We start from the raw sequence: 26562 nt of genomic DNA on the forward strand, positions 1-26562 counted from the left end.
TGTTTGCAGTCATCAAAGGAAACGTAACGCTATGTTTGGACGATGGGTCGAAATCGAATTTGATTGCTTGCCGCTGCGCAGCGTTCCCCGCATGGACGCCCCAATTGACGCATCTCCCAGGTACCAGCAGTTTGTGCAGAGAATCAAAGCAGCGATGGCCAAGCATGGGTCTCATAACACCTATTACTTGCATCGCGGGAAATGCCGATATTACTTGACCAACGATCCTCAGATCGGCATGGTTGAGTTTGCCTTTGAGGGATCGGTGATGACGGGAGAAAAGGATCTGAAGACCAAGGCGCTGGAGCTGTCGGTTGAACTGAGTGGTGAAACCTGTGCATGGTTGACCGAACCGATGGTCGAATTGCTGGCTCAGAGTGCCGAGCGGGCGGTCATGGTCGAATTTGACCGGTACATCGAGGCCGGCGACTTGCAGAAGACCGAAGAGCGGATCAAGGCGATCCAAGAACAAAGTGATGCCGAAGGTGGTTTTTTGGGCATGTACTTGTAGCCTCCGATCGACCTGGCAAAGCGTTTGCTGCTTTGCCGATTGCTGGGTATCCTCAATTGGCAGCAAGTTTCAAGGAAACGCGCCAGCTTCTCCTGTCTGCAACGGTTCAAGACTCTGCTTTTCGCAGCCTGATTGATGTCGAAACGATCTCGAAAAAAAACGACCCCAACGGACTCGGTTCCACCCTCGTCTCAAGCCGCTGCGTCTCGGCGTGGTTTTTTGAAGGGTGGCGGCATGATGCTCGCCGGTGGTGCAATCGGTGGCGGAAACCTTGCGGTTGCCCGCGCCGCTCATTCGTTCGGTAGCGACACCATCAAAATTGGCCTGGTCGGCTGTGGAGCTCGGGGAACCCGGGCCGCGATCGAAGCGCTTCATACGACCGGTGGCGAAACTCAGCTTGTGGCCATGGCCGATGTCTTTGCGGATAACCTGCACGCAGCCTACCGTACGATCCGAGGGAAACATCCCCACAACGTGGACGTCCAGGACACCCGCTTTATTGGACTGGAAGGATACAAACAGGTCTTTGCCAGCGACGCCGATGTTGTGATTTTGGCGACACCGCCCGGATTTCGACCACAACACTTTGAGGCTGCTGTCGACGCGGGCAAGCATGTTTTCATGGAAAAGCCTGTTGCGACCGATGCTTTTGGCGTGCAGCGAATCTTGTCCGCCAATGCAATTGCAAAGCAAAACAACTTGGCGGTTCAAGTGGGACTTCAACGACGCCACGAAGCTCGCTATCAGCAATGCATCAAGCGATTGCACGACGGAGTGATTGGTGAGCCCCTGTTTGCTCGAGCCTACTGGAACGGAAGTGGTGTTTGGGTTCGGCCGAGAACCAAGGACCAAAGCGAATTGGATTATCAAATTCGAAATTGGTATTACTTCACATGGCTCAGTGGTGATCACATTGCTGAACAACACATCCACAACCTCGACGTGATCAATTGGGTCATGAAAGGGCATCCGAATGAAGCTCAGGGTCAAGGCGGTCGTGAGGTGCGTCGTGGACCGGACCATGGCCAAATCTTTGATCACCACATGGTCGAGTTCACTTACGCGGGCGGCGCGACTTTGCTGAGCCAGTGCCGACACATCAAGGGCTGTAGCAACCGGATCGGTGAATACATTCATGGCACAAAGGGCACCGCCGACCTGAGCGGCGGGATCTTGTTTGATGCCAACGGAGATCGCATTTGGGAATTCGGCGCAACAGACGTCAAGGCGGGGCGCGGGACTCCGCAGCTACAGGTTGATTTGTTTGCCGCACTTCGTCGGGGCGAGATCCCTAACGAGGCTGATGAAGCAGCCCACAGCACCATGACGGCGATCCTCGGCCGCATCGCGACTTACACCGGAAAGGTGGTTCATTGGGATACCGCAATCAAGGACCGATCGCGATTGGCCGACACCGATGTGATTCGATCGCTATCGGATCAAGCCCCCGTCTATCCTGACCAAGGGGGAACTTACCCCATCGCGATTCCAGGAATCGGCTAAGTCTTCGCCTGCAACCCGCTCCACCTGGAAACTGAACGCCTACTCATGGAATCAATCGATGATTTGTTGAGACGTTACTACGGTCATGCGACGTTTCGTCCCGACCAGCGTGAGGTCATCGAACATGTCCTTTCAAAACGTCACGCCATGGTCATCATGCCTACCGGGATGGGAAAATCGGTCTGTTACCAGATTCCCGCCTTGACCATCGACGAAGCATCCGACGAGATCGTGCTCGTGCTTTCGCCTCTTGTTGCCTTGATGCACGACCAGGTGACATCGCTACAAGCCAAGGGAATCGATGCCACCTACATCAACTCGTCACTGGATCGCGTGGATCGCGAACGCCGATATGAAGCGATCGCGAGGGGAAAGCACCCGTTGCTTTACGTCACACCCGAACGATTTCGAAAAAACGAGTTCCGTGACTGCATTGGACGTCGGCGTGTCAAACTGTTGGCGATCGATGAAGCACATTGTGTTAGCCAATGGGGGCATGATTTTCGTCCCGACTACTCTCGCGTCGGCGAGATTCGTGAACAACTGGGATTTCCAACCACAATTACACTGACGGCGACCGCTACGGCCGAATGCCGTCACGACATCTATCGTCAAATCGGGATCGACCCATCCGACATTCGCCTTTTCTACCAGGGCATCGAACGACCCAATTTGTCACTCGATGTGCAGCCGGTGCTCGGAGACGATGAGAAGCTTGCTGCGATGCTCGATTGTTTTTCAGATCCCACCTACCGCGGTGGCAGCGTGGTGGTCTATTTCAGTCTGATCAAGACTCTGAACCGATTCAGCGACGACTTGTTGCGGCGAGGAATCGAACACGATTGTTACCATGGCGATTTGAATCGTCGCCATCGGCGGGAGGTGCAAGATCGTTTTATGCGCGGAGACGGCGATAGGGTTTTGGCAACCAATGCATTTGGAATGGGAATCGACAAGGAAGATATTCGAATGGTGATCCATGCCGAAACCCCTGGGTCGATCGAGTCGTATTATCAAGAGGTGGGCCGTGCCGGCCGTGACAATCAACCGAGTCGTTGTGTTTGGTTGTATGACCAACAAGATCTGATGACCCAGATGCAATTCATTGAATGGTCCAATCCGGACGCCGAATTCTACGGACGCTTGTACGACACCTTGGTCGAGCAGAATGAACCGTGCAAGGCGTTTGGGATGGAATGGCTGAATGATCGCCTGCAACGCCTCAGTCGCCATGATCACCGCTTAGCGACGGCGATAGCGATGCTCGATCGCACCGGTGTCGTTGCTGGCCCTCAACCACCACGCTGCTTCGATGTGCTGACCGAACTGCCACCCCAGTTCAAAAGCGACGAAACGCTTGAGGAAAAGAAGCGTCGAGACCAAACACGTTTGTACGCAATGGTACAATTGGCTGCAGAGCAAGGAGATCGAAAAGCGTTTTTGACCCGTTACTTCGAAGGTTCACCTCAGCAGGATTACGTCGATGCTTGACCTGATCGCGCAAGGCCCCCTGCCAGGCCAACGCTGGCGTCGCCCGTTACCCGAACCGGCGTCGGGGCGAGAAGTCAGCTTAGGACGATCGGATAGCGATTGGAATGTGCCATGGGATGCGATGATTTCCCGCAAGCATGTGCGACTGATCGCAATGCCAGACAAACAACTCGAAGTGATCCGCAACCTCTCGGCTCGCAACCCCGTGTACTACCGCGGCAGCCAATCTCAGCATTTCAAGATCGCCATCGGCGAACATTTTGTGATTGGCGAAACGACCTTTACGTTTGCAAATCGTCCGGGCGTTTCCCATGTGTCGATTGCAGGGCCGGTCGCTTCAACGCGCCAATTGACCGAACACGCGTTTGATCAAGCAGAACTGCGTGGTCGGAACTTTCGCGACACAGCGTCGCGAATCAACGTGCTCAGCCGATTGCCTGATCTGATCACCAGCAGCGGTACCGATGAAGAACTCTTGGTGCGAATGACGAACGTGTTGCTGCAATCGACCCCGTCGGCCACGTCGGTGGCAGTCGTCGCGATCGATGCGGCGAAGATTGCAGCATCCGAGCCACCTGCCCAAGTTCAGGTGCTGCACTACGATAGTCGCCAACTTGAAAGTGATTCGACGTCGGTCAGTGCAACCTTAGCTCGCACCGCAATCGAATCGAACGAAAGTGTCCTCCAGATTTGGAGCAACCAAGCCCCGTCTCCGGTCTACACTTCCAACGAAGGGGTGGATTGGGCATTCTGTGTGCCGCTTCGATCCGAGGCATGCCGCGGATGGGCGATCTATGTCATCGGTCAATTTTCTCCGGAAACGTATTCGATCACATCCAATCCGTTGCAATCCGTGCCCGACGAATTGCAAGACGATCTGAAATTCGCGGAGCTTGTCGGTTCCATGGTCGCCAATTTGCGACAAAGCCATCGATTGGAGCGACGACAAGCGTCCATGCGTCAGTTCTTCGCGCCGCTGGTCATGGACGCGCTGGCCGGACGCGATCCCGAACAGGTGCTCGCGCCGCGAGAAACCGATCTGACGGTCATGTTTTGTGACCTTCGTGGCTTCTCGCGACACAGCGAGCAGCAATCCGATGCGTTGATGGACCTGCTCAGCCGCGTCAGCGAATCGCTAGGGCTGATGACCCGGGCGATCTTGGACACCGGCGGCGTCATTGGCGATTTCCATGGCGACGCGGCCATGGGGTTTTGGGGCTGGCCTTTGCCGCAAACCGATTGCGCTGCCCGTGCCGCGAGGGCCGCCGTGCAAATACGCTTAAGGCAGGCTCGTTCCCTGCAACCGGGGATCACGTTTCAACACGGCATCGGAATCGCAACGGGGCGAGCCGTCGCCGGCCAAATTGGTACCGTCGATCAAGTCAAAGTCACTGCGTTTGGACCGGTGGTGAACCTGGCAAGTCGATTGGAAGGGCTGACCAAGGCCTTTGGGGTGAACGTCATTCTCGACAAGGCCACGGCCGATGCGATTCGTCAATCTGCTGCGGCCGAGGTTCGGCTGCGGTATCTCGCGCGCGTCCGCCCCGCGGGCTTCACGCTGGCGGCGGATGTGTTCGAATTGATGTCGCCGGACACTGACCCCAGCGCGGACGTCCACTTGCTCTCCGACGATGACATCAACCGCTACGAAGATGCGATCCAGAGTTTCCTTGAAGGTCAATGGAGCGTCGCCCTTCCCGTTTTTCAGTCGCTCTCATCGCGAGACCGCGCAAGCCAATTGGTCGTCAACTTTATCCTTCGCCATCGGTCGGCTCCGCCCGAAGATTGGTCGGGGGCGATTGATTTTGTGAAGAACCCGTCGTAGTCTGCTACGTCCTCTGCAACAAAGCGACGACGATGGCAGCAGTGGCCAACATTCCTTGGAGTACAAGCTTGCCGCCCCCGGCGCGGAACGATTCGAAGTCGTTGGTACGGTCACGATTGCTGGGGTGACGGGACGTCCACGCCGCTAGTCGCCCGAATCGCCTTGGCGACGCTTTGCGCAGCGGATTCACCCGTGTCGACGCACCCAGGAATACCGACACCGTGAAGCGAATTGCCAGCCAAACCTAAAGTGGGGAACGGCTCGAGGCGTCGTTCGATTAACGCAATGCGATCACAATGCCCGACATGGTATTGTGGCATCGCTTGCCGCTGCAGACTCATTTTTTCCACCACGGGATCGCCTTGAAGCCCAATCAAGTCGGCCAATTCTGCCTTCGCGATTCGAATCAGTTCGTCGTCAGACTTCTCGAGCAATTCGCTTTGGCAGGCGCCACCGATGTACACACGCAACAGGACATGATCTTCCGGCGCTCGCCCTTCATACTTGACGCTTGAGAAACTGCACGACAGGATTTGACGATCTTCGACGATGGGAACGACGAAGCCGAAGGCGTTGAGCGGATGTGAGATCTGGTCACGGCGATATCCCATCGACAACACCGCGCAACTGGCGTACTCGATTTGGCCAAGTTCGTCCGCAATCTTCGCATCGGTCTCACGCAGCAACTCGGATGCATGGCGGGCAGGGATCGCGACAATCACACCGTCGACCTGTTCGCTCCTTGGAGAGTCTCCGCCGATCGACAGCGTCCATTGACCGTCCGCGTTCCGCGTGAGTCCCGTGACCGGAGCGTTCAAGTGGACCGTGCCTGCGGGCAGTCGATCGACCATCGCATCGAGCAACGTCGACATGCCACCGCGGAGCGTGGCAAACTGGCCATACCTCGCCCCCGAGCTCTTCTCCTTGGGCTTTCCCTTTTTCGCTTTGAGCATGGCTCGGATTAAACTGCCATGTTCACGTTCCATGGTCAGAAAACGTGGCATCGTCGCAGCGACACTCAATTTTTCGGGATCCGCCGTGTAGATCCCGCCCACCAGCGGTTGAACCAACCGATCAAACAGCTCTTTGCCGAAACGTCGACACACGAAGGACCGCAACGACTCGTCCTCGTCACGATATTTCCGCGGCACGAAGTACTCCCATCCAGCACGCAGTTTTCCAAACACTCCTAACGTTCGCGTGCTCGCCAGCGGCCATATCCGCGAGGGAGCCATGATCAAGAAGCCCTCGGGGATCGGTTCCAACCGGCCCCGACTCACGACCATGGCTTTGCGACCGGTGGGGCTTGTGCCAATCAAATCGTCTTTCAAGCCAAGACGCTGACACAACTTGATCCCGCTGGGGGGCGTGGTGATGAAGTTATCCGCCGCACTTTCAATCAAGAATCCATCTTGCTTCGTCGTTTGAATGACCCCACCCACTCGACCCGATGCTTCGAACAACAGCACATCGAGCTCAGGAGCGATTTCTTGCAAATGGTGCGCAGCGGCCAGCCCCGAGACTCCGCCACCAATGACCGCGACACGACGTCGCATAATTCTTCTCCTCGTTGATTCTCTCGTAATGAAACTCGCAGTGAGTCCCCCATAGTGATCGTGCCTTGATGCGAGAACGCACCATAAACCGCCGGCAAGAAACCGCTGGGGTGTATCCATCCCGCATGGCGAACGAACTTCACCCCTATTCCGTCGTTCAACCCCATCGGGATAAATGGCTTGTGGGGATCCTGATCACACGAATTCGCTTTGGATGGACGATTTTAGATCGCAAAACGTCGAAAATGCATTGCCTCGGTCCTCTTCACCACGTAGGGCTGACACTCCGGTTTGGCACAAGCACGGCAACGCAAACAGACCAAGTCGCACGCTTGGATCCTGTCGTAGAAAGCCGGCATCGGGCGGTCATTGAAGGACCGCCAATCAGACGACCGCGCGAAGGGCGCATTCGGCGACTTGGGAGATCATCGTGGCACTCGAGCAGACGAACGAAAGGACCTGCAATCGACTTGTAGACCTAGACATACAGAATATCCGTCCGCAAACCGAGCGTCAACGACCGTATCCCTTCAAGCTGCCCCCACACACCTGACACGAACTACCTCGCAGCGTCGAAATGGTGACCGTAGAGGGTCGACTGACCCTCATGGCGGAGCTCGATCAGCCGATCGAGACGCGTGAGCGTAAATACTTCCAAGACGTTGACCTGCGGATTCTGAAGAATCATTCTCCGTCCAAGCTGCCTGGCCGCCAATTGCAGCCGAATGAGTTCGCTCAGGTCACTGCTGGCGATCATCTGGACCGCCGACAGATCGACAATCACTTCCGCTTCATCTGCTTGCTCGATCGCCCGCGCGACAGCTGTAAGCCAATCTGAACTCGTTGAAGTCATCTTGACGGCCATGCCGATGGAATTCTCTTCCCGATCGCTTGTTGCGATCGAACGATTGTCGCGTTCCAGAAATAAAAAAAGGCATCACTGCCGCATTGACGCGTCGCTGCCGCCCAGCCAACGGGCTGTGGATGCACGACAGAGCGGAAGCTCGGTCGTATCTCCCCTGTGTAGCAGCTCTCGTGCCACGGTTGCCCAATCGTCTTAAGTCCATCCAGTGGCGATACAGGCTGGTTAGCGGAAGATCCTCCCCCCAAAGGATCCTCGCTGCATCGGTCACTGCACAATTAGTTCGCAGGTCAGTGCCCGATTGATGCGCAGGCGAGCTGCCCCCAGCACTCGGTAGGATTCGGTTATCACGCCGAGGAAAATGAGCCTTTGTGCAAGAATTGCTGGCGCATTTGGTCGATGTGCCACGTCCGCAAGGCTTCATTGGGCAGCTCCACGGCGGCAATTGGTATGCCGGTTGCATTCGAACGATCCCCTCGGAGCGATTCGCTTTCGACGCGTTGCCCCGATGGCGCCATCGGAAAGTTCGGCGATGATCCTTCCTCCTTTTGACCGAAGCCTTCTCCGTCATGGTTCTCTCCTCATTGCGTCACTCCTCCCAACCCTCGCTCCCTTCCATCCCTGTGGCGGAGCGGCACGGCTTGTCGATGCTCGAGGATATCAGCAAGCTGATTCTTGATTCGCATGGTTTGGACGAGACACTTCTCAACATCGTTCGACTCGTGTCCGATCGGATGCGAACCGAAGTCTGTTCAATCTATCTCCGTGATGACCAGCAATTGACGATGCGGGCAACGATTGGATTGCCAGAGGATTTGGTCGGTCATACCGAGCTTCGGATCGGGGAGGGCCTGATTGGTTACACGGCCGAAACACGGGCGGTCGTGAATGTGAATGAGCCTCAATCGCATGCACGGTTTCGTTACGTCGAATCCTCGAACGAAGAAAGCTACCATTCGTTCTTGGGAATCCCGCTTTTCGATCGCCAAAACCTGCTCGGCGTGATGGCGATACAAACCATCGAACCACGAGAATTCGATGCGATTGAAATCAGCATGCTCACGACGATCGCATTTCAATTGTCGACGGTCGTTGCGAATGCCCGACTGTTAGATCGACTTGAACGCGAACAAGTGGATAGCCCGGCCTCGCTTGACCGAATGACACCGGCAAACAGGTCGGCGGAAATCGTCTCGATCCTCAATGGCAGCGCTGCGTTCGCAGGGGTCGCGATCGGTCCAGCGTTCTTGATTGACGATGTGCTGGGTAGCGTCGAAATCAGGGACGATGAGCCAGTGGATTCACTGGCCGAACGGAATCGACTTGATGAATCGCTTGAAAAAGCACGCGTTGAAACGCTGTGCTTGGAGAAGCGAGTCGCCGAGCGTCTCAGTGAAGAAGACGCCGCGATTTTCCACAGCCATTTGATGATTCTGCAAGACCGCGTCTTAACTAAAAAATTGCACAGTCAAATCGATGAGGGGCGGAGTGCGGTTGCTGCGGTAAAACATGTAATTGCCGAATACGTTGCCGCCTTCCGACGCATGGAGGACCCCTATTTGCGAGAACGCGCGGCGGACATGGAAGACATCGGTCGCCGCGTCACTTCCCATCTGCTGGGTCACGATCGAGGCGCCATTACAATCAACCGCCCCGCGATTGTCGTCGCCAAAGAGCTCATGCCCTCCGAGATCGCGATGATGGATCCTCACCAGATCCTTGGCCTCGTGTTGGAATCAGACGACAGCAATGGGCATGCGGTGATCATCGCCAAATCGCTGGGCATCCCCACCCTGATCGGAGTCAAGCAGGCGCTGCATCATATTGAACCGGGGGCACCGCTGATTCTCGATGCGAATAGCGGTTGCTTGCACATCGAACCGGGCTCGGAGGTTCGCAAGGAATACGGCCGATTGCAAGCCGACAATATCCGCCACCAAGAACAATTGATGCAGTATCGGGATCGTGATGCAGCGACCCTTGACGGGACGCAAGTCATGCTCCGAGCCAACGTTGGTTTGTTCAGCGATGTCGAGATTGCCCATCGTTCCGGTGCGTCCGGAGTCGGGCTTTATCGGACGGAACTGCCTTACATGGCACGTGCCGATTTCCCCGACCGCCAATCTCAGTACGAGGTTTATCGACGTGTTGTGGAGAGCTTCCCTGGCCAATCCGTGACGATTCGAACGCTCGACATCGGCGGCGACAAAATGCTGCCCTACTTTGACGCGCCAAGCGAAGAAAACCCGTTCCTCGGGTGGCGAAGTGTGCGTGTGTCACTCGATCACCGTGACATGTTCCGCACGCAAATTGAAGCAATCTTGATGGCGTCGACTCATGGTCATGTCAAACTCATGTTCCCAATGGTGACAAATATCGAGGAAATCCACGCCTGCAAAGAAGTCGTTTCCGAAGCGCAGTCGAAGCTTCACGACGAAGGCTGGATCCTTCCACACGTTCCCTTTGGGATCATGGTGGAAGTTCCCGCTGCAATCTCGCTCGCGGACCACTTTGCCCGCGAAGTCGACTTCTTTGCCCTCGGCACCAACGATCTGGTTCAATACATGTTGGCCGCGGACCGAGGAAACTCGCGGATTCGACATTACTATGATGCGCTTCACCCAGCGATCCTCCACGCGATCCATCACATGGTTGGCGTGGCAAGCCGTCACAACCGAGGGCTGTGCATTTGCGGTGAAATGGCGAGCGACCCGGCCTGCTTTGCAATCCTGGTGGGTCTTGGGCTACGTGAATTTTCGATTTCCTCTCCGTCCATCCTGTCGCTCAAGGCACGGTTGTCCAAACTGTCCATCGGACAACTTCGTAAACTTGCCCAAGTCGCCCTGTCACAGACACGTGGCAGTGACATTCGCAGTCTTGCCGAAGACCTGTTGCGTGAACCGGGTGACGAATCCACCGCAACACCTGCGTGTTGAAGAGCCCCACATTCATCACAGGCTAAGTTTGATGACCTTTGTGCCGGCGATGTCGTCATGAATACATTTTCGGCTCGCGCGAAAGATTGCCAGCGCATCGATCAAGGGAACGAATCGGCTCAGGATCGGGAGCGAGCCAGCAACCCAAAACGGTAGATAACGCAGCATGACCAGTTGGCCGAATGGCAAAATGGTGTTAGTCGACTCGGAAACGATCTGTGTTTTGATAATCAATTTCCCAACCGTTTGTCCCTTGGTCGCTAACAAGTAGCCATTGATCACAAGAAAAACGACTGCCCCAAGAAAGCCACCGACGACCGTCGCAATCAAATTAAACTGCAAGCTCTCTGGATTGATTCCGGCCGCAATCATGGCGACCCCCAGTGCCATGCCCCCTCCGAAAACCAGAGGTAGCATCAAGAGTCCATCGATCAACGCACCGGCAAACCGCTCGCCTCGGGTAGCCAATTCGTAGGATAGCGAGGGATCGGTGGATAAGGTGCTGGTTTCCGAAGGAGCAGCGAAGGGGTTGTCATAGCCTGACGACATGGTGGTCTATCCCAAGAAAAGTAGAAGTGAAGTGGTCTAGTTGAGAAAAGCATACCGGATTGCGAAATTGGTTTGCAACGAAGATCGCCGCCCCGCTTGGCAATTCCCTCGGTTATCTTCTGCTATCTCCCTCGAGTGAGGCGATCGGTGCCACAGAATGCAGGGCAATCCGATACAATTCCGTTTGGCGTCGCCCATGCAGAGGCGCTCGCCAAAGGATCGTATTCGGTGGGTCACGACCCTCCACTTCCGTTTTTCGTTTCGGCGAGGAATTGCCTTGTCAGATAGTCGCCGCAGCCAAAATCCCGACGAGCGCCCGGATGACGAGCGCCCGGATGATGAGCGCCCGGATGATGAGCGCCCGGATGATGAGCGTCCGGATGATGAGCGTCCGGATTCGGTTGAAGGCTCCGATTTCGTCGAGAGCTCGGATCGAACCAAAGCCTCCTTGCCAACTCAGTTGCCGGGACCGGCGGTGGGGCGCGCAAGTTTGTATTTTCGGGAGCTTCACCGGCTTCGGGAGTCGAAACATGCGACGATCAATAGCCAGCAACTCGGGCGATTGGTCAATGTCTCGCCCGCTGTCGTCCGCCGAGACCTTAGCGCCCTCGGCACCGTCGGCCGCCGAGGCGTTGGCTATTCGGTACAAACGCTGATCGAGCGAATTGGTGAGGTTCTTGGGTCGGGACAACAATGGGAGGTCGTCTTGATCGGAGTCGGCTCACTTGGTGACGCCTTGCTGCGATATCGCGGGTTTGAGAGGCTCGGATTCACGCTTACCGACGCGTTCGATGTCGATCCGGTGCGGATTGGTACGACGGTCGGGGGAATCAAGATACGCGACGCTGCGGAGATGGAATCACGATTCCGTCAACGCCCTCCGAATCTCGCCATTCTCGCCATTCCAGCCGAAAAAGCGGCCGACGTGGCGAACCAATTGGTTTCGCTCGGCGTCTGTGGACTGCTGAACTTCGCTCCGGTGACGCTTCGACTGCCCCCGCGGATCGCGGTCGTCAATGTGGACCTTGCCAGCGAGCTACAAAGACTTGCGTTTGCGGTGCAAAGTGGCCGATAACCGCAAGAAAGGCGGCGAAGGGAAAAATCGGTGAACAACGCCCGCAGTCTGGAAAAGTCCCTCTTTTAGACTCGAAGGCAACTTGCTAAAGTATTCGAAGTTCTACCCCGTGGTGTAATTGGCAACACAGCTGGTTTTGGTCCAGCCATTCTAGGTTCAAGTCCTAGCGGGGTAGCTTATCAAAGCTCCATTTTTACGGTGTTTCAGCTAAAAACGCCTTCTTGAAACGGACCGGCACCCTCGGGCACCCCGATTTCACCTCTTGAAATCTGGATTTGGCACCCCTACATTTGCGTGATCAGCACATCAATGCGCGTGGTTCGTGACCCGCCCAGGCTTATCGCCCAGACAATGTCCCGAGCCACCGATCCTGCGATGTGCCAGCTTGCGAACGCACTCTCGTCATGCCCATGGAGTCAGCTTGATGGTCGCAAAGACGCAGACCAAGAAGCCAGCGAAACCCCGCCCCGACTTCCCCCTGTACGCCCATCCGCGCGGATACTGGTGCAAATCGTATGGAGGTACGAAACACAATTGCGGCCCATGGGACGATCCCGCAGCAGCAGAACGCAAATGGCTGGAAATCAAAGCACGACTCGACGAGGGCAAACCTGCCAAGGCGGCGACGATTGCGACCGTAAAAGTGATTTGCAATCGGTACTTGAGGGAGCAGAAGCAGCGTGCCGCCATGAGGGATATTTCAGATGCCCATGTCCGCGAAGTCCGAGCCTACTGCGTTCAGTTGCTCAAACACTTTGGAGCGACTCGGCAGGTCGATACCATCGTGAAAGAGGACTTCGCTGCGATGAAGTCGAAGTTTCCGACCAAGTGGTCACTGAGGACACGTCGCAACAACATCCTGGGCATCCGGGCCATCTTCAAATGGGCCTGGGAAAACGACCTGATCGATTCGGTGCCAAAATACGGCAAGCTGTTTTCGGTCCCTCCGAAGCGGGCCATACGTATCGAGAAAGCCGATAAACCAAAGAAGCTTTTTACGGCAGCTCAAGTATGGTCACTAATAGCCGATGCGAGGCCCCAAATGCGGGCGATGATTTGGCTTGGCATCAATGCAGCATATGGAAACACGGACTGTGCTTTTCTTCAGGCCAATTGGATCGACTGGCGGGAGAGCTGGCTCGAACGACCGCGAAGGAAGACAGGCGAAGACCGGGCTGCTTGGTTGTGGCCTGAAACCGTAGCCTCCTTGCAAGCGGTGCTCGGTGGGACTCGCCCTGAACCCAAGCCAGGTGTCAATCCCGACACCGTGTTTCTTACTCGGACGGGCCAACTCTGGCTTGATCGAGCTTCGACGAATCGCGATTCCATTGGAGAGCAATTCCGCGAGCTCGCAAAAGCCGTTGGCTGCTATAAAAAGAATGTTGGTTACTATTCCCTTCGCCACACGTTCGCATCGGTTGCTTCAGGGTGCGGGGATCAAATAGCCGTTGACCATGTCATGGGGCATGTTAACAGCAGCATGTCAGCTCACTATCGTGAGTTTGTTGACCGCGACCGAACTCGCAAGGCGTGCACCTACGTCAGAACTTGGTTGCTGGCCGACAAGCCCCAAGACTGGAATTCGAGCGAGGCTTCAAGATGATCGTGATGAGCACTGAACAACTCGAGGACTTTGATGCCGCTATTGAGCGATTAGGATACGCTCTTCATTTGGCTGAACGAGCCAATAACGATTCCTGGGTACACGAGCAGGAAGCCGCCAGTGAGAAGCCTTATTTCGATCAGTACTGCGATGAAATCAGTGGTGCCAGAGCGCTCATACGCCAAATGGCGAACGACTCGAATCCGATGGTAGAGTATCTGGCAGAGGGTTGCATGTACGTTGAGTCGGTCGCTGGGCGATATCTGCAGCGTGAAGCCGTTGATTGGCTCGATGATGCAAGGTTACGATTATCGATCGAGGAAACGAAGAATGAGCTATTCGGTCCGCCTCGCAAAATCAATGAGGCGATACGGACGGATATTTTCTCAGTTGCTGACGCAGCAAGCTACTTAGACATTTCCCAGGCAGCCGTAAGAAATGCGTTCAACAATGGCTCTCTCGATGGCAAGAACGTTGGTCAGGGGAACCAGCGGAAGCAACTTCGGTTTACGAAGTCACAGCTTGATGCTTTTGTATCAGGCGCCTCACCGCAGTCGAAGTCTGCAAAGCCCCCCGTGTCCGGGACATCGAACGACGATGACCTGTTCCCTGAATTCAAATAGGCGACTCGGTGGCATCCTCGTGATCGCCTTCAGTTAAATCCGAGTTATCAGCGCAGGTCAGTCGATCGGGATGGCTCACGTTTGGTTTGCCCACCTGGCTTAGGCAAAGCGAACGCCAGGATGGTCGACAATTTGGTGAGAAGGCGTTGGCATCGTAACATCCAACAAGACTTCGCGACTTTGCGTTGATCAGTTCCCTGCCAACACTGTCACTGATGCTTTTTAAGGGCCATGCACATGTATCTCGCCTATGAATCGATTCCTATTAATGAAATCGCCAATGCACTCGGAGCTGAATTCCTTATGTGCCATGGATGCAACAGCAAGCTAGTAACGGAGGCGTACTACGAGGATGACCATGGGGCATACTTCTGCGAGGAGTGTCTAACCGATCTCCTCGCAAAGCTAGACGCGATGACTCAGATGTCTCCGTTACAAACCCGCGGGCCTACGCAAACGCGAGAAATGGGAAGAAACCTGGGACCTGCATCGCAAGGAAGACGAACTCGAAAAAACGCTCCGCGACTTTTTCCAATCAAAGAAGTACCTAATGAAAGCCGAACTCGGCGACGACGACGTTTATGGACAATTGCCCACTACGGATCACCCAAAACCAAAACTTGCGAGAACCTTCTGACCACACCTTTCTGGGTCTCGTTCGTTGTATCTGACATTACTGCCAAGTAGAATGGACGCTTATTAGACTTACATCATCTGAACCGACTGAGTTTCCTCTCCACGGAGGCACGACACCCATGGTCGATCAATCCGCCTCTGATTCAGCCTCCGCCGATGCAATTCCCGCCGCGAAGAATACATCGCAGTTCGTCGGCTTTCAAATTGACTCCCAGCAATACGCTTTTCGGATCGACCAGATTCAGGAAATCGTCATGCTTGATCAAGTCACGAAGACACCGCAAGTTGCCGATTATGTCGAGGGCGTTAGGAATCTGCGTGGAGCAATCATTCCGATCATTAACCTCCGTAGACTTCTCGGACTCGCTCCAATACCGGCTGACAACAACACACGGACCATCGTCGTCAATGTGGGTGACCGAACTATTGGATGCACGGTTGATTCGGTTACGCAAGTGATTCGAATTCCGGAGCAAAGCATTCAGCCTGCTCCCGACACGATGACAGCTGAGGGTAACCGTGACATTGCCGGGTTTGCAAAAATGGGTGACAACCTAGTCATCATCATGAACATCGATGAATTGTTGAATCTGGCAAGACTGAGACGTCACCCTAATCATGAAATGACCACTGCTAAGAATGCGATTTAAAAAGGGGCCTGACCCTTTGTAGAGCAGCGTTTCGATTACCAAAAACATCGGCTAATCCAAGAACTCAAGGAACAGAACGCGTTTTAAGAGAGGGTCAGCCCCCTTTTTACACACGGTCTTAAATCAATACCCTTACCTGACTACCACCTGAGAAATGCTCCATGGCCAAAGCGGCATCCCCGAAGAAAAAGAACGGGACAACGAAAACGGAACTGCGACGTGAACTGGAAACTCTGCGACAAGAGAAGTTGCGTTTCGAACAGCATGTGGCGGGCCAACTGGCTGCGATCAACAACTCGCAAGCCGTGATCGAATTCGAGGTCGACGGAACAATCATCACCGCCAATGAAAATTTCTTGGCATCGATGGGCTATGCGCTTGGCGAGATCCAAGGCCTGCACCACAGCATTTTTGTCGAGCACGAATACCGTGAAAGTTCCGACTACAAAGACTTCTGGGATCGACTCCATCGCGGTGATCATGCAAGTGGCCAATACAAACGGATCACCAAAACGGGTAGGGAGAGTTGGATTCAAGGATCGTACAATCCAATCTTGGACGCGGGGGGGAAGCCCTTTAAAGTGGTCGAATATTCCACCGACATCACGGAACAGAAACTTCGAAACGCGGACTTCGAAGGTCAGATCGCGGCAATTCAAAAGTCTCAGGCGGTCATCGAATTCGAGATGGACGGAACAATCATCCGGGCTAATCAGTTGTTTCTTGACGCGATGGGTTATAGCTTCGATGAAATCAAGGGGCGGCATCACAAAATGTTCGTCGAACCTGCTGAACGCGAGAGCGACGATTACAAAGAATTTTGGAACAAGTTGAACCGTGGCGAGTACACTCGTTCGGAGTACCGGCGAATTGGAAAAGGAGGGCGTGAGGTTTGGATACAAGGTTCTTATAATCCCATCCTCGATCTCAACGGCCGGCCCTGTAAAGTCGTTAAGTACGCCACCGATGTCACCAAACGTGTCGAATTGGAAAGTTCCGCAGAGCGGCAACGCGAGAAGACGAGACACTTGATTGATGAGGTGATCGAAAGCGCTCATCAGTTTGCCGAGGGCGCGAGAGTGATCGCCGAAAGCAGCGCGAATTTGAGCGACGGGGCTCAGAACCAAGCGGCGAGTGTAGAAGAGATGACCGCGTCGGTTGCTGAGATGACAAACGCAATCCAGGTAATCGCGACCAGCGCCAACGCATTGAACGAGCAAGCGGGCAAGACGGCATCCTTGGCCGGCGAAGCGAGCAAGACACGCAGCGAAGCGGTGGTTGCGATGCGTTTGATCGAAAAATCGAGTGAACAGATCACCGATATCATTCAAGTGATCAGCGATATTGCCAGCCAAACCAACCTGTTGGCGTTGAACGCCGCGATCGAGGCGGCCCGTGCTGGTGAGCACGGTTTGGGGTTTGCCGTGGTGGCCGATGAGGTGCGAAAACTAGCAGAACGGTCCAGCGAAGCGGCTAAGGAGATCACTCAGTTGATCAAGGAGTCATCGCGTCGCGTTGCCGAAGGCGCCGAGCTATCCGAAGAAGTGGGCAATTCGCTCGCCTCAATCGTCGAAGCGGTCGAGAAGACGGCAGCTGGAATCCTCCAGATTGCCGAACAAACCGAATCGCAATCGGCCAGCGCCAACCAGGTCCAAGTCGCCATCCGGTCGGTGTCGGAAACGACGGAATCGAATGCTGCCAGTGCAGAGGAATTGGCGGCCAGTGCAGAACAACTCGGCGCACAGTCCCAGACTTTGCAGGATTTGGTGAGTCAGTTTGAATCGTAATGTCGCAGGGATACCGAACCGCGGGTCCCGACGTTATGTTGCCACCTTACCCACGCTGTCTCGGATAAAAACGAAGGAACAATCTACCGTGGGACTCCCGCGTCTAAGTTCGCATCAGTTCGATAGGTTCCGCGACTTCATTTACAAGAACAGCGGCATTCATATCGACAAGAACAAGGTCACCTTGTTGAGCAATCGTATCCGCCGCCGCGTCAATGCAGGCGGGTTCGAGACCTTTGATACTTATTATCGATTTCTTACCTCAGCCGATGGTGCTAGTGAACTTGCTGGTTTCCTGGATGCAATCACGACGAACGAAACCTATTTCTTTCGCACCCAAAAGCAATTTGACTGGCTGAGCAGTGATTGGCTGCCCGAGCAAGTCACGCGTCAGCGCGCCGGAGAACGGAAACGCCAGTTGCGGATTTGGTCGGCGGGCTGTGCCAATGGTTCCGAGCCCTACTCGATCGCGATCTGTCTGGCCGAGAATCTGTATCGGCTCCATGATTGGTCGTTAGAAGTGGTCGGAACGGATATTAGCGAAGAAATGTTGGAGGTGGCACGGAGCGGGATATTTAAATCGAGTGCGATCGACGAGGTGCCTCAGCGGCAGCGGCGACGGTACTTTCAAAACCCAACCGAAAATGATCTCTGGGAAGTGCGAGAATCGATCAAACAACTGGTTCAGTTCAAGCAACACAATCTGATGAAACCGTTGCTCGGTCCGGTTTTTGATTGCATCTTCATTCGCAACGTACTGATTTACTTTGACCGCCAGTCGAAGCAGATCGCAGTGAACAACTTGTTGAATGCGTTGGCGGTAGGAGGCTACCTAGTGGTCGGACCGTCGGAGGGCATCTACGAAATGCTAGGCGGTTTGGAGAGAGTCTCGCCACTTATTTACAAGAAGGTCGCAGAAACGCCCCGCAGTGCTGCAGCAGTCGGACATCGAGGTGGAAAGCCATGACGGACAAACCGAAGAATTCATCCGAATTCGATGACGACATGTCGGAATACTTACAAACGTTTCTGGACGAGACCGAAGAGCAACTCGATGACCTCGTCGAAACGATGTTATCGCTCGAGAAGGTGTCGACAAACGCAGAAGAATTGAATGAGGCCTTTCGACTGATCCATTCCATCAAGGGCTCGGCCGGGATGATGGGCTTGGACCCGATTACGGTGTTGACTCATCACCTGGAAAACCGCTTCGAACGGTTTCGTTCCGGCACCGAGCAGCTCGATGAGCCCACGATGAACTTGGTGCTGAGGTGCATTGATTTCCTTCGCCAATGCAACGCTCGACTACGCGACGGTGAGGCCTTAGGCAGTCCTACCGAGTTGCTTGGCGAGTTAAAGCAATTGGAAAAGCATTCGGCCACACAAAAAGCCGAGCAAGAGGATAATGTGTTAACATCCGCGGCGGAGGAATCGGTTGCCGGCCAAGTCTTAGAGCCCACGATGGATGACATCGCATCAACCGACATGTCATCGACTCAGGCGGCTGCCGAAGCGGAGGATGCGGTGGTTCGCATGGTGATTCGATTTCGCCCCCGCTTGCAACTGGCAGATTTAAAAGCTCAATTGATCGTGAACCGATTGGCGGCATTGGGGCATCTGAAATCGACTCAGCCCGTGTTGGACTCTCTACTGGAGAACGAGCAACTCGAAGAGTTCGAGGTCAGGCTTGAAACCCACGAGAACTTTGATCAGCTGCGTAGCGCCGCGGAGGTTGACGGCGTGGAAGCGATTGATTTCCCAGACAATGCGGTTGAGTTCGCTCGGGCAGCTGAAGTCGATGAAGCCAGTGCTCAGGATTTACTGAAAATCAAGGCCGATGATCCTCCTGATCAACAAAGCCAATCCTTTGACGAGCCTGTTGCTGTCTTCATCGAGGCGGAATCCGATTTACCCGATCGAGGATCTTCGACCGTGCATGCTGGCGCGACCGATACCGCTGCCCCGGAGCGGGTTGAACCCGATGGCGATCCGGAACGCGTTGCATCGCCTGTATCCGAAACGCACGCGTCGGACAAAGCGACCGGTAAGGTTGCCGAAACCATGCGTGTCGAGATCGACCGGCTCGATGGTCTGATGAATCTGGCAGGAGAATTAGTTGTCAACCGAGCCCGCTTTGTCCAGATTTCCAGCCAGATCAGTCCAGCGCATCGGAAAGCCAGTACGCTGAATCGGATCCGCGAATTTTGTGACAGCTTGCGTCACACGATCGATGGCTTAGAGGATGAAACGGCGGAACCGGCCGATCGCAGTGCTCTGGTCGATCAATTGCGTTGTGGTTTGGAGTTGATGGACGAGCATTCAGAGATTTGGGAACATGATCGTGGCTACCTGGAAAAGTTCGGCGAGGCGATTAATCAGCTTTCGCGAGTCTCGCAGAATTTGCAAAAGGGTGTTTTGGACACTCGAATGGTCCCCGTTGGTCCGTTATTCAATCGCTTCAAACGTGTGGTCCGCGATCTGTCCGCCGAACGCGGCAAACGCGTAAATCTGCTGATCCGTGGTGAGAAGACGGAGCTCGACAAGCGGATGATCGACGGTCTGGGTGATCCATTGGTGCACTTGGTGCGAAACTCCATTGACCACGGTTTGGAGTCACCACAGGTTCGTCGCGCTGACGGCAAGCCAGACGTCGGAACGATCATTTTGGAGGCCACACACAGAGGCAACAACGTCTATATCCACATTCGGGATGACGGCGGTGGAATCGATGTTGACAAGATCAAAGCGAAGCTGGTCAGCAATCGAGTTCTGTCGGAGTCGGCCGCTAGCGAGCTGAGCGACGAGCAGGCTTTGGATTACATCTGGCACCCCGGCTTCAGCACGGCTGGCGAAATCACCGACGTTTCGGGACGCGGTGTTGGGATGGATGTCGTTCTGAATCGGATCAGAAAGCTAAATGGAAGTATCGAAGTCGAATCGGTGCCGCGGCAAGGAACCCATTTCACCATCCGCCTACCCCTGACGCTTGCGATCATCAATTGCCTATTGGTGAAAATACGTGGGGTCGTGTTTTCGATGCCAATCGACGAAGTTCGTGAAATCGTTTCGGTCGGCGACGATGATGTGGTCACGGTTCAGGGAAAGCGGACCATTGACGTTCGCGACGAGTTCATTCCACTGGTCACGATCGACGAAATCTTCGATTGGCATGATATCGATTATGGTCACGACGAATCTCGCGGTGGAGACTTGGACGGCGGAGAATCCGCTGCCGACGCGCAGGCATCGGAAGTGGTGATCTTGCTGATCGCTGGCAAGACCATGGGATTGCGGGTCGACGAACTGCTTGGTAGTCAGGACATGGTGATTAAGTCGCTTTCCGATAACTTCATCGATATACGTGGGCTGTCCGGCGCAAGTATTCTAGGTGACGGAAGCGTTGGTTTGATGCTTGATATTGGCACGGCGTATCAAATGGCGACCGAGCCGTCCATTAAGACAGGTACCGAGGAACTTGCAAGTTGACCGACCAGGAACAAAATCGGCTCAGCCCGAGCCAATTGACTGCCCTCGAATCGTCGTTTCATCGTGGATCTGCTAGCGCATCGAAAGCACTCGCCACTTGGATTGGCAAACCTTCGATCGTTGATTTCGATTCGCTGGAACAGTTGCAGATGGAAGAGGCGACTGCGGTATTATCCCGCGGTGACGACACGCCGATTTGTTTTTGTTCGATAACGATCCATGGCATTGTCACGGGCCAAATGATCCTTGCTTTTGACGATGCGAGCGGATGGGCCTTGGCCGACATTCTGCTGGACCAACCTCTAGGAACGACGGCCGAGTGGACGGATTTGGCCACCTCGGCGGCTCTGGAAACCACCAACATCCTCTGCTGTGCCTACCTCAATTCGCTGTATCAGAGTCTTTCCGAGGGCTTGGAATCGAGTTACGTCATTCCTACACCACCGAGATTCAGCCGTGACTTCGCCGAGAGTCTGATGGAGTTTACCTTGATGGGCCAGATGATTGCATTTGACCAAGCGATCTTAGCGAAGACGAGATTCGAAATTGATGGGTTTGCGGTGAATTGGACATTGCTGTTCGTACCCGATGGCGAATCGATGTCGCGGTTGCCGCAGTTGCTCCTTGGTGGTGAGCCCGAACCATGAGGCGTCTCGTAGCATGGAGGAAATAAAACAAACGATCGGTCTGACCGTGCGTATGGGTGAAATGCATGTTGATGTAGACGGGGGCACCCTCCGCACGCTGCTTGGCTCGTGCGTCGGATTGGCTCTCTACGATCGCCGACGAAAAGTTGGTGGATTAGCGCACATCGTGTTGCCCGACTCACGCGAAAAAAATACGGATCGACCGGGCAAGTTTGTCGACCTTGCGGTCCCGGCGCTGATCGAACAGATGGAGAAGGCTGTTGGCGAGAAATTGAGGTTAACGGCCAAGATCGCTGGCGGCGCCAGTATGTTTGCCACCAGTACCGCCGGGAACATCGGCCAGCAAAACGTGGAATCATGCCGGCAAATGCTTTCTGATCTACGGATTCCTGTTCTGGCCAGTCACTGTGGCGGCGAGAAGGGGAGACGCATGTCCTTTTATACAGAGAATGGCAACGTAGTGATCGAGATCGTGGGACAAGAACCAATCGAGTTAAAGTAAACAATCGGCTAGAAACAAAGAGATGGCAACAAAACGCTTATTAATCGTCGACGACGCCCTGTTTATGCGGAAACGCATTCGTGAAATAGCGGAATCCGCCGGCTGGGAGATTGCAGGTGAAGCGGAGGATGGCGAACAGGCTGTCGCACTTTACCAACAAGAAAATCCGGACTTGGTCACCTTGGATATTGTGATGCCCAAGTTAGATGGCGTGTCGGCACTTAAACAATTGATGCAGCACGATCCGCAGGCACGTGTTGTCATGGTCAGCGCGGTGAACCAAAGACCGAAGTTGGCCGAGTGCATCCAAGCAGGTGCGATTGACTTCATTGTCAAACCATTCGAAAAAGCGATGCTCCGCGAGTTCTTTGAAAAATCACTTGCTGCCGAAGACAAACCGTAGGAAGAGTATCGTGAATTCCCGACCGACAACAATTCTGGTGGTCGACGACTCGGCGTTGTACCGCCAGTCGATTCAGAATGTACTGCGCGGAGTCGACGGTGCCGATTCGATCGGCAGTGCCAAGAACGGCGTCGATGCGCTTGAAAAGATCGAGCGGTTGGATCCCGATCTGCTGACGCTTGACGTAGAAATGCCTGACATGAACGGCATCGAGTTGTTGCGTGAGATCAAACGCCGAAGACTTCGCTCCAAAGCAATCATGGTCAGCAGCTTTACGGCGGTCGGAGCACAAGTGACCACGGACGCCCTGATGGAAGGAGCTTTCGATTTTATTCTCAAACCGTCGGGTGACGATTCCCAATCAAATCGAAAACAACTTCAAGACGAGTTGCAGCAGAAGATCACTGCCTTTCGCCAATCGTCGGACGACGCCGTACCTCGCAAGCACACCGCCAGTCAGCGAGTGGATGCGGAGGAAAGGATCGACAGGGTACCTACTCCCCGTTCACCCTGTTTGGCCGTGATCTTAGGAACGTCGACCGGTGGCCCCGTGGCGCTCAAGGCCGTGTTGCCAAAACTGCCCGCAGAGTTGCCGATTCCCGTTCTCGTAATTCAACACATGCCGCCAACGTACACACATTCCTTGGCTAATCGACTCGATTCGCTTTGTGAATTGGAGGTGGTCGAAGCGACCGATAAGATGGAAGCCATCGCCGGTAGGGTAATCATTGCCGCCGGCGGCAAGCAAATGAAACTGATCTCGCTCGGCGACCGGCTGCTTGTTCGATTGACAGACGATCCGCTTGAAAATGGCGTTCGCCCATCGGTGGATTACACGCTTCGTTCGGCGGTAGCAGCACTCGACGGCAATGCCCTTGCGGTCATTATGACTGGGATGGGACGGGACGGGCTGGAAGGTTGCAGGGTCTTGAAACAAGCTGGCGGCTATGTCTTCGCACAGAATCAAAGCGATTGCGTGGTCTACGGAATGCCAAAAGTTGTCATTGAACAACAGCTTGCCGATCGAACGTTACCGCTTGGCAAGTTGGCCCCGGGAATCGTCCGGCACATCAAACGCAGCCGTCGAACTTAGAGAGTATTCCAAAAAAGGGGTCTGACCCTTTCCCAAAACCCGTTTTCGTTTGATAAACGTCTAGAATGAGTTCTGTTCTTGCGATCGAAACGCCATGTTACAAAGGGCCAGCCCCCTTTTTGAAGCGCCTACCGATGTTGAAACCACTATGAATGATCCCTCACCGCTTGCCTCCCTGCTGATTGTCGAAGACAGCCGCATCCAGGCAAGAATTTTGTCTGACAAACTGATCGACGCAGGGTACGAGGTTCGCACGGCGGAGAACGGCGAGATTGGCTTGAAGATGATTCGAGAGCAACCACCGACGTTGGTGATCTCGGATATCGAAATGCCCGTGATGACCGGCTACGAGTTGTGTCACGCGGTCAAGAACGCCCCCGACTTGCGAGGGATTCCGTTTATCTTGCTGTCAACTTTGGGGGATGCACAAGACATCATCAAGGGACTGCATTGCGGCGCGGACAACTACGTCACGAAGCCCTATGACCCAGAGTTCCTGATATCGCGAGTCGCATCACTGCTGGAAACGCCGATTGAAGAGGAGGAGCAAGAGCAGCAGCTTGATGTCACGTTGGGGGGGACGAAGTATACGGTTAAAGCGGGGCGCCAGCAGATTTTGAACCTACTCGTGTCTACCTTTGAAAACGCGGTCGAAAAGAACCATGAGCTTGTTCGTACCAACGAAGAGTTGACGGTTGCCAGAGAACAGTTGACTCGCTGGAACGAGCAACTGGAGTCGCTGAATCATCAACTTGACTCGTCCAACCAGCGCATGACACGTGACTTGAACGCAGCGGCGAAGGTGCAACAATCGCTGTTGCCATCGTCCCGTCCCAAAACTTCACTCGTCAACTTTTCCTGGCAGTTCATTCCCTGTGATGAATTGGCGGGAGATTTCTTGAACTACTTTGCACTGGACGAGGATCACATCGCGATTTACGTTGTCGATGTCAGCGGCCATGGCGTCGCTTCGTCATTGCTGTCGGTGACGATCGGTCGTCTGATGACCCCGCTCGTGTCGGCCTCTTCGCTGCTGATCCAATCGGACGTTAGCGGAGGCACACGCATTGTTCCGCCGCGCGAGGTTGCATACGAACTAAATCGCCGGTTCCCCATGGAAGAACAAAACGAGTTGTTTTTCACGATGCTGTACGGCGTGCTGAAGTTGAGCACGTTAGAGTTTCAATTCGTTTCGGCCGGACACGATCCTGTCGTTCATGTGCCAAAGGGTAAAAAGCCTAGGATGGTGGAGGGGTGCAACATGGCTATCGGTTGGGTGGCAGACATGGAATACGACCAGGAAGTCGTGATGCTCGCGCCGGGTGATCGGCTTTATGCCTATTCCGACGGTGTTCCCGAAGCGATGGATGAAGACTTGAATCAATTCAGCATGCAGCAAATGATGGAGATGATCGAACTCGGTCAGTCCCAGTCGTTGGATGATAGCGTTTCGCTGCTTCAAAAATCCGTTCAACGATGGTGCGCAAAAAACGGCCCCAAAGACGACGTCTCCATCCTGGGGCTGGAAATCTCTTCCGATCGATGAAGCGAAAACCGGTCATTCAAGCTATCGACATCGACGGATCTCAGCCGAACTGACGTGTGCAATTTCGTCGGTAATCTTCCCGCAACCGTTCTCACGGGAACGCGTGGGGTCAAAAAAGTCAGCCGAACATCAGACACGGCGAAAAGCGAGGCTGCAAGAATTTATCAGCCAGGCAGTTCGGCCGGGGTGCATGCATTTCGACGACGCCAAGGTTCCCGTAATCGTTCTCACCGGAAGCAACTCAATTCCGGACCGCCGCTGGCTCACCTGCGCCGCTTTACATACCGGCCATCACCAATGATCGTCTCGGATTTGCCAAATCGCCGAGACGCCGATGAAATTCGTTCTGCAACCGTGGCAGTTGATACTGATCATTCTTGCCAGTTGGGTCAATCGACAACAACAAGAAGTCATTGAGTACCTTCGCACCGAGAATGCCGTTCTGAAAGAGAAGTTCGGCAAGAATCGAATCTCGCTAACCGATGAGCAGCGACGTCGATTGGCAGTCAAAGGCAAGCTCCTCGGCCACAAGCAACTCGAGCAGGTTGAGACCCTGTTTACGCCGGACACAATCCTGCGATGGCATCGACAATTGGTCGCCAATAAGTGGGACTACTCCGACCGAAAAGAGAAGAGAACAGGTCGACCAAGGATCCGACAAGTGATCGTTGATTTGACCGTCAAGTTCGCGAAAGAGAATCCTACGTGGGGCTACGACCGGATCAGCGGCGCGCTATCGAACATCGGTTACAACATCTGCGACTCCACGATTAGCAATATCCTCAAAGCTCACGGCATTGAGCCCGCACCAGACCGCAAACGCACAGGATCATGGGAGACTTTTTTGAAGGCGCATTGGGACGTGATGGCTTCGATCGACTTCACCACCGTGGAAGTCTGGACAAAGAGTGGCCTGACGACGTTCTATCTGCTCTTTGTCATGGAGCTGAAAACACGCCGTGTCGACTTCGCGGGCTGCACCACGAATCCGAACGAGGCGTGGATGAAAACAATTGCCCTCGAACTGACTAACCATGAGGACGGTTTTCTCAAGGACAAAAGGTACATAATCATGGACCGCGATGCAACATTCAGTAAGGCGTATCGAGACTTCCTACGCAACGAAGGCGTGAAGCCAGTTCGGTTACCGGCGCGAAGCCCGAACTTGAAGGACTATGCTTCATGTTGCACCTTTTCGGTTCGTTCAGACACGACGTCAAGATCTTGGCTTCGGTCCTTTAGTTTGACGCCCATTTGTTTTATCGGTCGATCTTCCCC

General features: G+C 54.5%; 21 protein-coding genes and 1 tRNA gene. 19 read left to right on the forward strand and 3 right to left on the reverse strand.

Annotation, left to right across the window (positions count from 1 at the left end; genetic code table 11):
• Positions 1-31 precede the first annotated feature (31 nt).
• The 4 genes from Poly41_RS23795 (at position 32) to Poly41_RS23810 (ending at position 5330) form a co-directional block, all read left to right on the forward strand.
• Positions 32-511, forward strand: a complete 480-nt coding sequence (locus Poly41_RS23795; protein ID WP_146529593.1) for a hypothetical protein — start codon at positions 32-34, stop codon at positions 509-511.
• A gap of 135 nt (positions 512-646) precedes the next feature.
• Positions 647-2014 (forward strand): Gfo/Idh/MocA family protein, encoded by a 1368-nt coding sequence (locus Poly41_RS23800; RefSeq protein WP_146529595.1) that lies wholly within the window; start codon positions 647-649, stop codon positions 2012-2014.
• 45 nt (positions 2015-2059) lie between these two features.
• Complete coding sequence (locus tag Poly41_RS23805) at positions 2060-3505, forward strand: RecQ family ATP-dependent DNA helicase (protein ID WP_146529597.1); 1446 nt, start codon at positions 2060-2062, stop codon at positions 3503-3505.
• Positions 3498-5330, forward strand: a complete 1833-nt coding sequence (locus Poly41_RS23810) for an adenylate/guanylate cyclase domain-containing protein (protein ID WP_146529599.1) — start codon at positions 3498-3500, stop codon at positions 5328-5330. Before Poly41_RS23805 ends, Poly41_RS23810 begins: the two co-directional genes overlap by 8 nt.
• Before the next feature lie 110 nt (positions 5331-5440).
• Here the strand turns inward: Poly41_RS23810 and hemG are convergent, their stop codons facing one another.
• Both hemG and Poly41_RS23820 read right to left on the reverse strand, forming a co-directional pair.
• A complete protein-coding gene (gene hemG / locus Poly41_RS23815; RefSeq protein ID WP_197231582.1) occupies positions 5441-6886 on the reverse strand; it encodes a protoporphyrinogen oxidase in 1446 nt (481 codons plus the stop codon).
• 559 nt (positions 6887-7445) lie between these two features.
• On the reverse strand, positions 7446-7739 hold the full coding sequence (locus Poly41_RS23820; protein WP_197231583.1) for an STAS domain-containing protein: 294 nt from the start codon (positions 7737-7739) through the stop codon (positions 7446-7448).
• Positions 7740-8395: 656 nt separating this feature from the next.
• Between Poly41_RS23820 and ptsP the strand changes: the two genes are divergently transcribed.
• Entirely contained in the window at positions 8396-10684 is a 2289-nt protein-coding gene (gene ptsP, locus Poly41_RS23825; protein ID WP_231615897.1) for a phosphoenolpyruvate--protein phosphotransferase, read from the forward strand.
• Between the two features lie 15 nt (positions 10685-10699).
• Here ptsP and Poly41_RS23830 read toward each other — a convergent pair whose 3' ends face one another.
• Positions 10700-11233: an RDD family protein gene (locus Poly41_RS23830; RefSeq protein WP_146529607.1), complete on the reverse strand. Its 534-nt coding sequence runs from the start codon at positions 11231-11233 to the stop codon at positions 10700-10702.
• Positions 11234-11510: 277 nt separating this feature from the next.
• Between Poly41_RS23830 and Poly41_RS23835 the strand changes: the two genes are divergently transcribed.
• The 14 genes from Poly41_RS23835 to Poly41_RS34325 all read left to right on the forward strand — a co-directional run.
• The gene (locus Poly41_RS23835) at positions 11511-12308 is read left to right on the forward strand and encodes a redox-sensing transcriptional repressor Rex (protein ID WP_231615884.1); all 798 of its coding nucleotides are present in this window, start codon (positions 11511-11513) and stop codon (positions 12306-12308) included.
• A gap of 103 nt (positions 12309-12411) precedes the next feature.
• Positions 12412-12483 (forward strand) — tRNA-Gln (locus Poly41_RS23840).
• 249 nt (positions 12484-12732) lie between these two features.
• Positions 12733-13911: a tyrosine-type recombinase/integrase gene (locus Poly41_RS23845; protein ID WP_146529611.1), complete on the forward strand. Its 1179-nt coding sequence runs from the start codon at positions 12733-12735 to the stop codon at positions 13909-13911.
• A gap of 5 nt (positions 13912-13916) precedes the next feature.
• Positions 13917-14534: a helix-turn-helix domain-containing protein gene (locus tag Poly41_RS23850; protein ID WP_146529613.1), complete on the forward strand. Its 618-nt coding sequence runs from the start codon at positions 13917-13919 to the stop codon at positions 14532-14534.
• A gap of 755 nt (positions 14535-15289) precedes the next feature.
• Positions 15290-15820: a chemotaxis protein CheW gene (locus Poly41_RS23855; protein WP_146529615.1), complete on the forward strand. Its 531-nt coding sequence runs from the start codon at positions 15290-15292 to the stop codon at positions 15818-15820.
• A 161-nt stretch (positions 15821-15981) separates the two neighbouring features.
• Complete coding sequence (locus Poly41_RS23860) at positions 15982-17607, forward strand: methyl-accepting chemotaxis protein (RefSeq protein WP_146529617.1); 1626 nt, start codon at positions 15982-15984, stop codon at positions 17605-17607.
• An 88-nt stretch (positions 17608-17695) separates the two neighbouring features.
• Positions 17696-18574, forward strand: coding sequence for a CheR family methyltransferase (locus Poly41_RS23865; RefSeq protein ID WP_197231584.1), 879 nt, complete (start codon positions 17696-17698; stop codon positions 18572-18574).
• Positions 18571-21093: a chemotaxis protein CheA gene (locus Poly41_RS23870; protein ID WP_146529621.1), complete on the forward strand. Its 2523-nt coding sequence runs from the start codon at positions 18571-18573 to the stop codon at positions 21091-21093. Before Poly41_RS23865 ends, Poly41_RS23870 begins: the two co-directional genes overlap by 4 nt.
• Complete coding sequence (locus Poly41_RS23875) at positions 21090-21740, forward strand: chemotaxis protein CheC (protein WP_146529623.1); 651 nt, start codon at positions 21090-21092, stop codon at positions 21738-21740. The genes Poly41_RS23870 and Poly41_RS23875 overlap by 4 nt, the downstream gene beginning before the upstream one ends.
• Before the next feature lie 13 nt (positions 21741-21753).
• Positions 21754-22242: a chemotaxis protein CheD gene (locus Poly41_RS23880; RefSeq protein ID WP_197231585.1), complete on the forward strand. Its 489-nt coding sequence runs from the start codon at positions 21754-21756 to the stop codon at positions 22240-22242.
• A gap of 22 nt (positions 22243-22264) precedes the next feature.
• Complete coding sequence (locus tag Poly41_RS23885) at positions 22265-22645, forward strand: response regulator (RefSeq protein WP_146529625.1); 381 nt, start codon at positions 22265-22267, stop codon at positions 22643-22645.
• A gap of 10 nt (positions 22646-22655) precedes the next feature.
• Entirely contained in the window at positions 22656-23738 is a 1083-nt protein-coding gene (locus Poly41_RS23890; RefSeq protein ID WP_197231586.1) for a protein-glutamate methylesterase/protein-glutamine glutaminase, read from the forward strand.
• 148 nt (positions 23739-23886) lie between these two features.
• Positions 23887-25284, forward strand: coding sequence for a SpoIIE family protein phosphatase (locus tag Poly41_RS23895; protein ID WP_197231587.1), 1398 nt, complete (start codon positions 23887-23889; stop codon positions 25282-25284).
• Between the two features lie 334 nt (positions 25285-25618).
• Positions 25619-26562, forward strand: a 944-nt coding sequence (locus tag Poly41_RS34325; RefSeq protein ID WP_197231588.1) for a hypothetical protein, incomplete at its 3' end; no start/stop codon positions are given.

The organism is Novipirellula artificiosorum (assembly GCF_007860135.1).
Classification (GTDB): Bacteria; Planctomycetota; Planctomycetia; order Pirellulales; family Pirellulaceae; genus Novipirellula_A; species Novipirellula_A artificiosorum.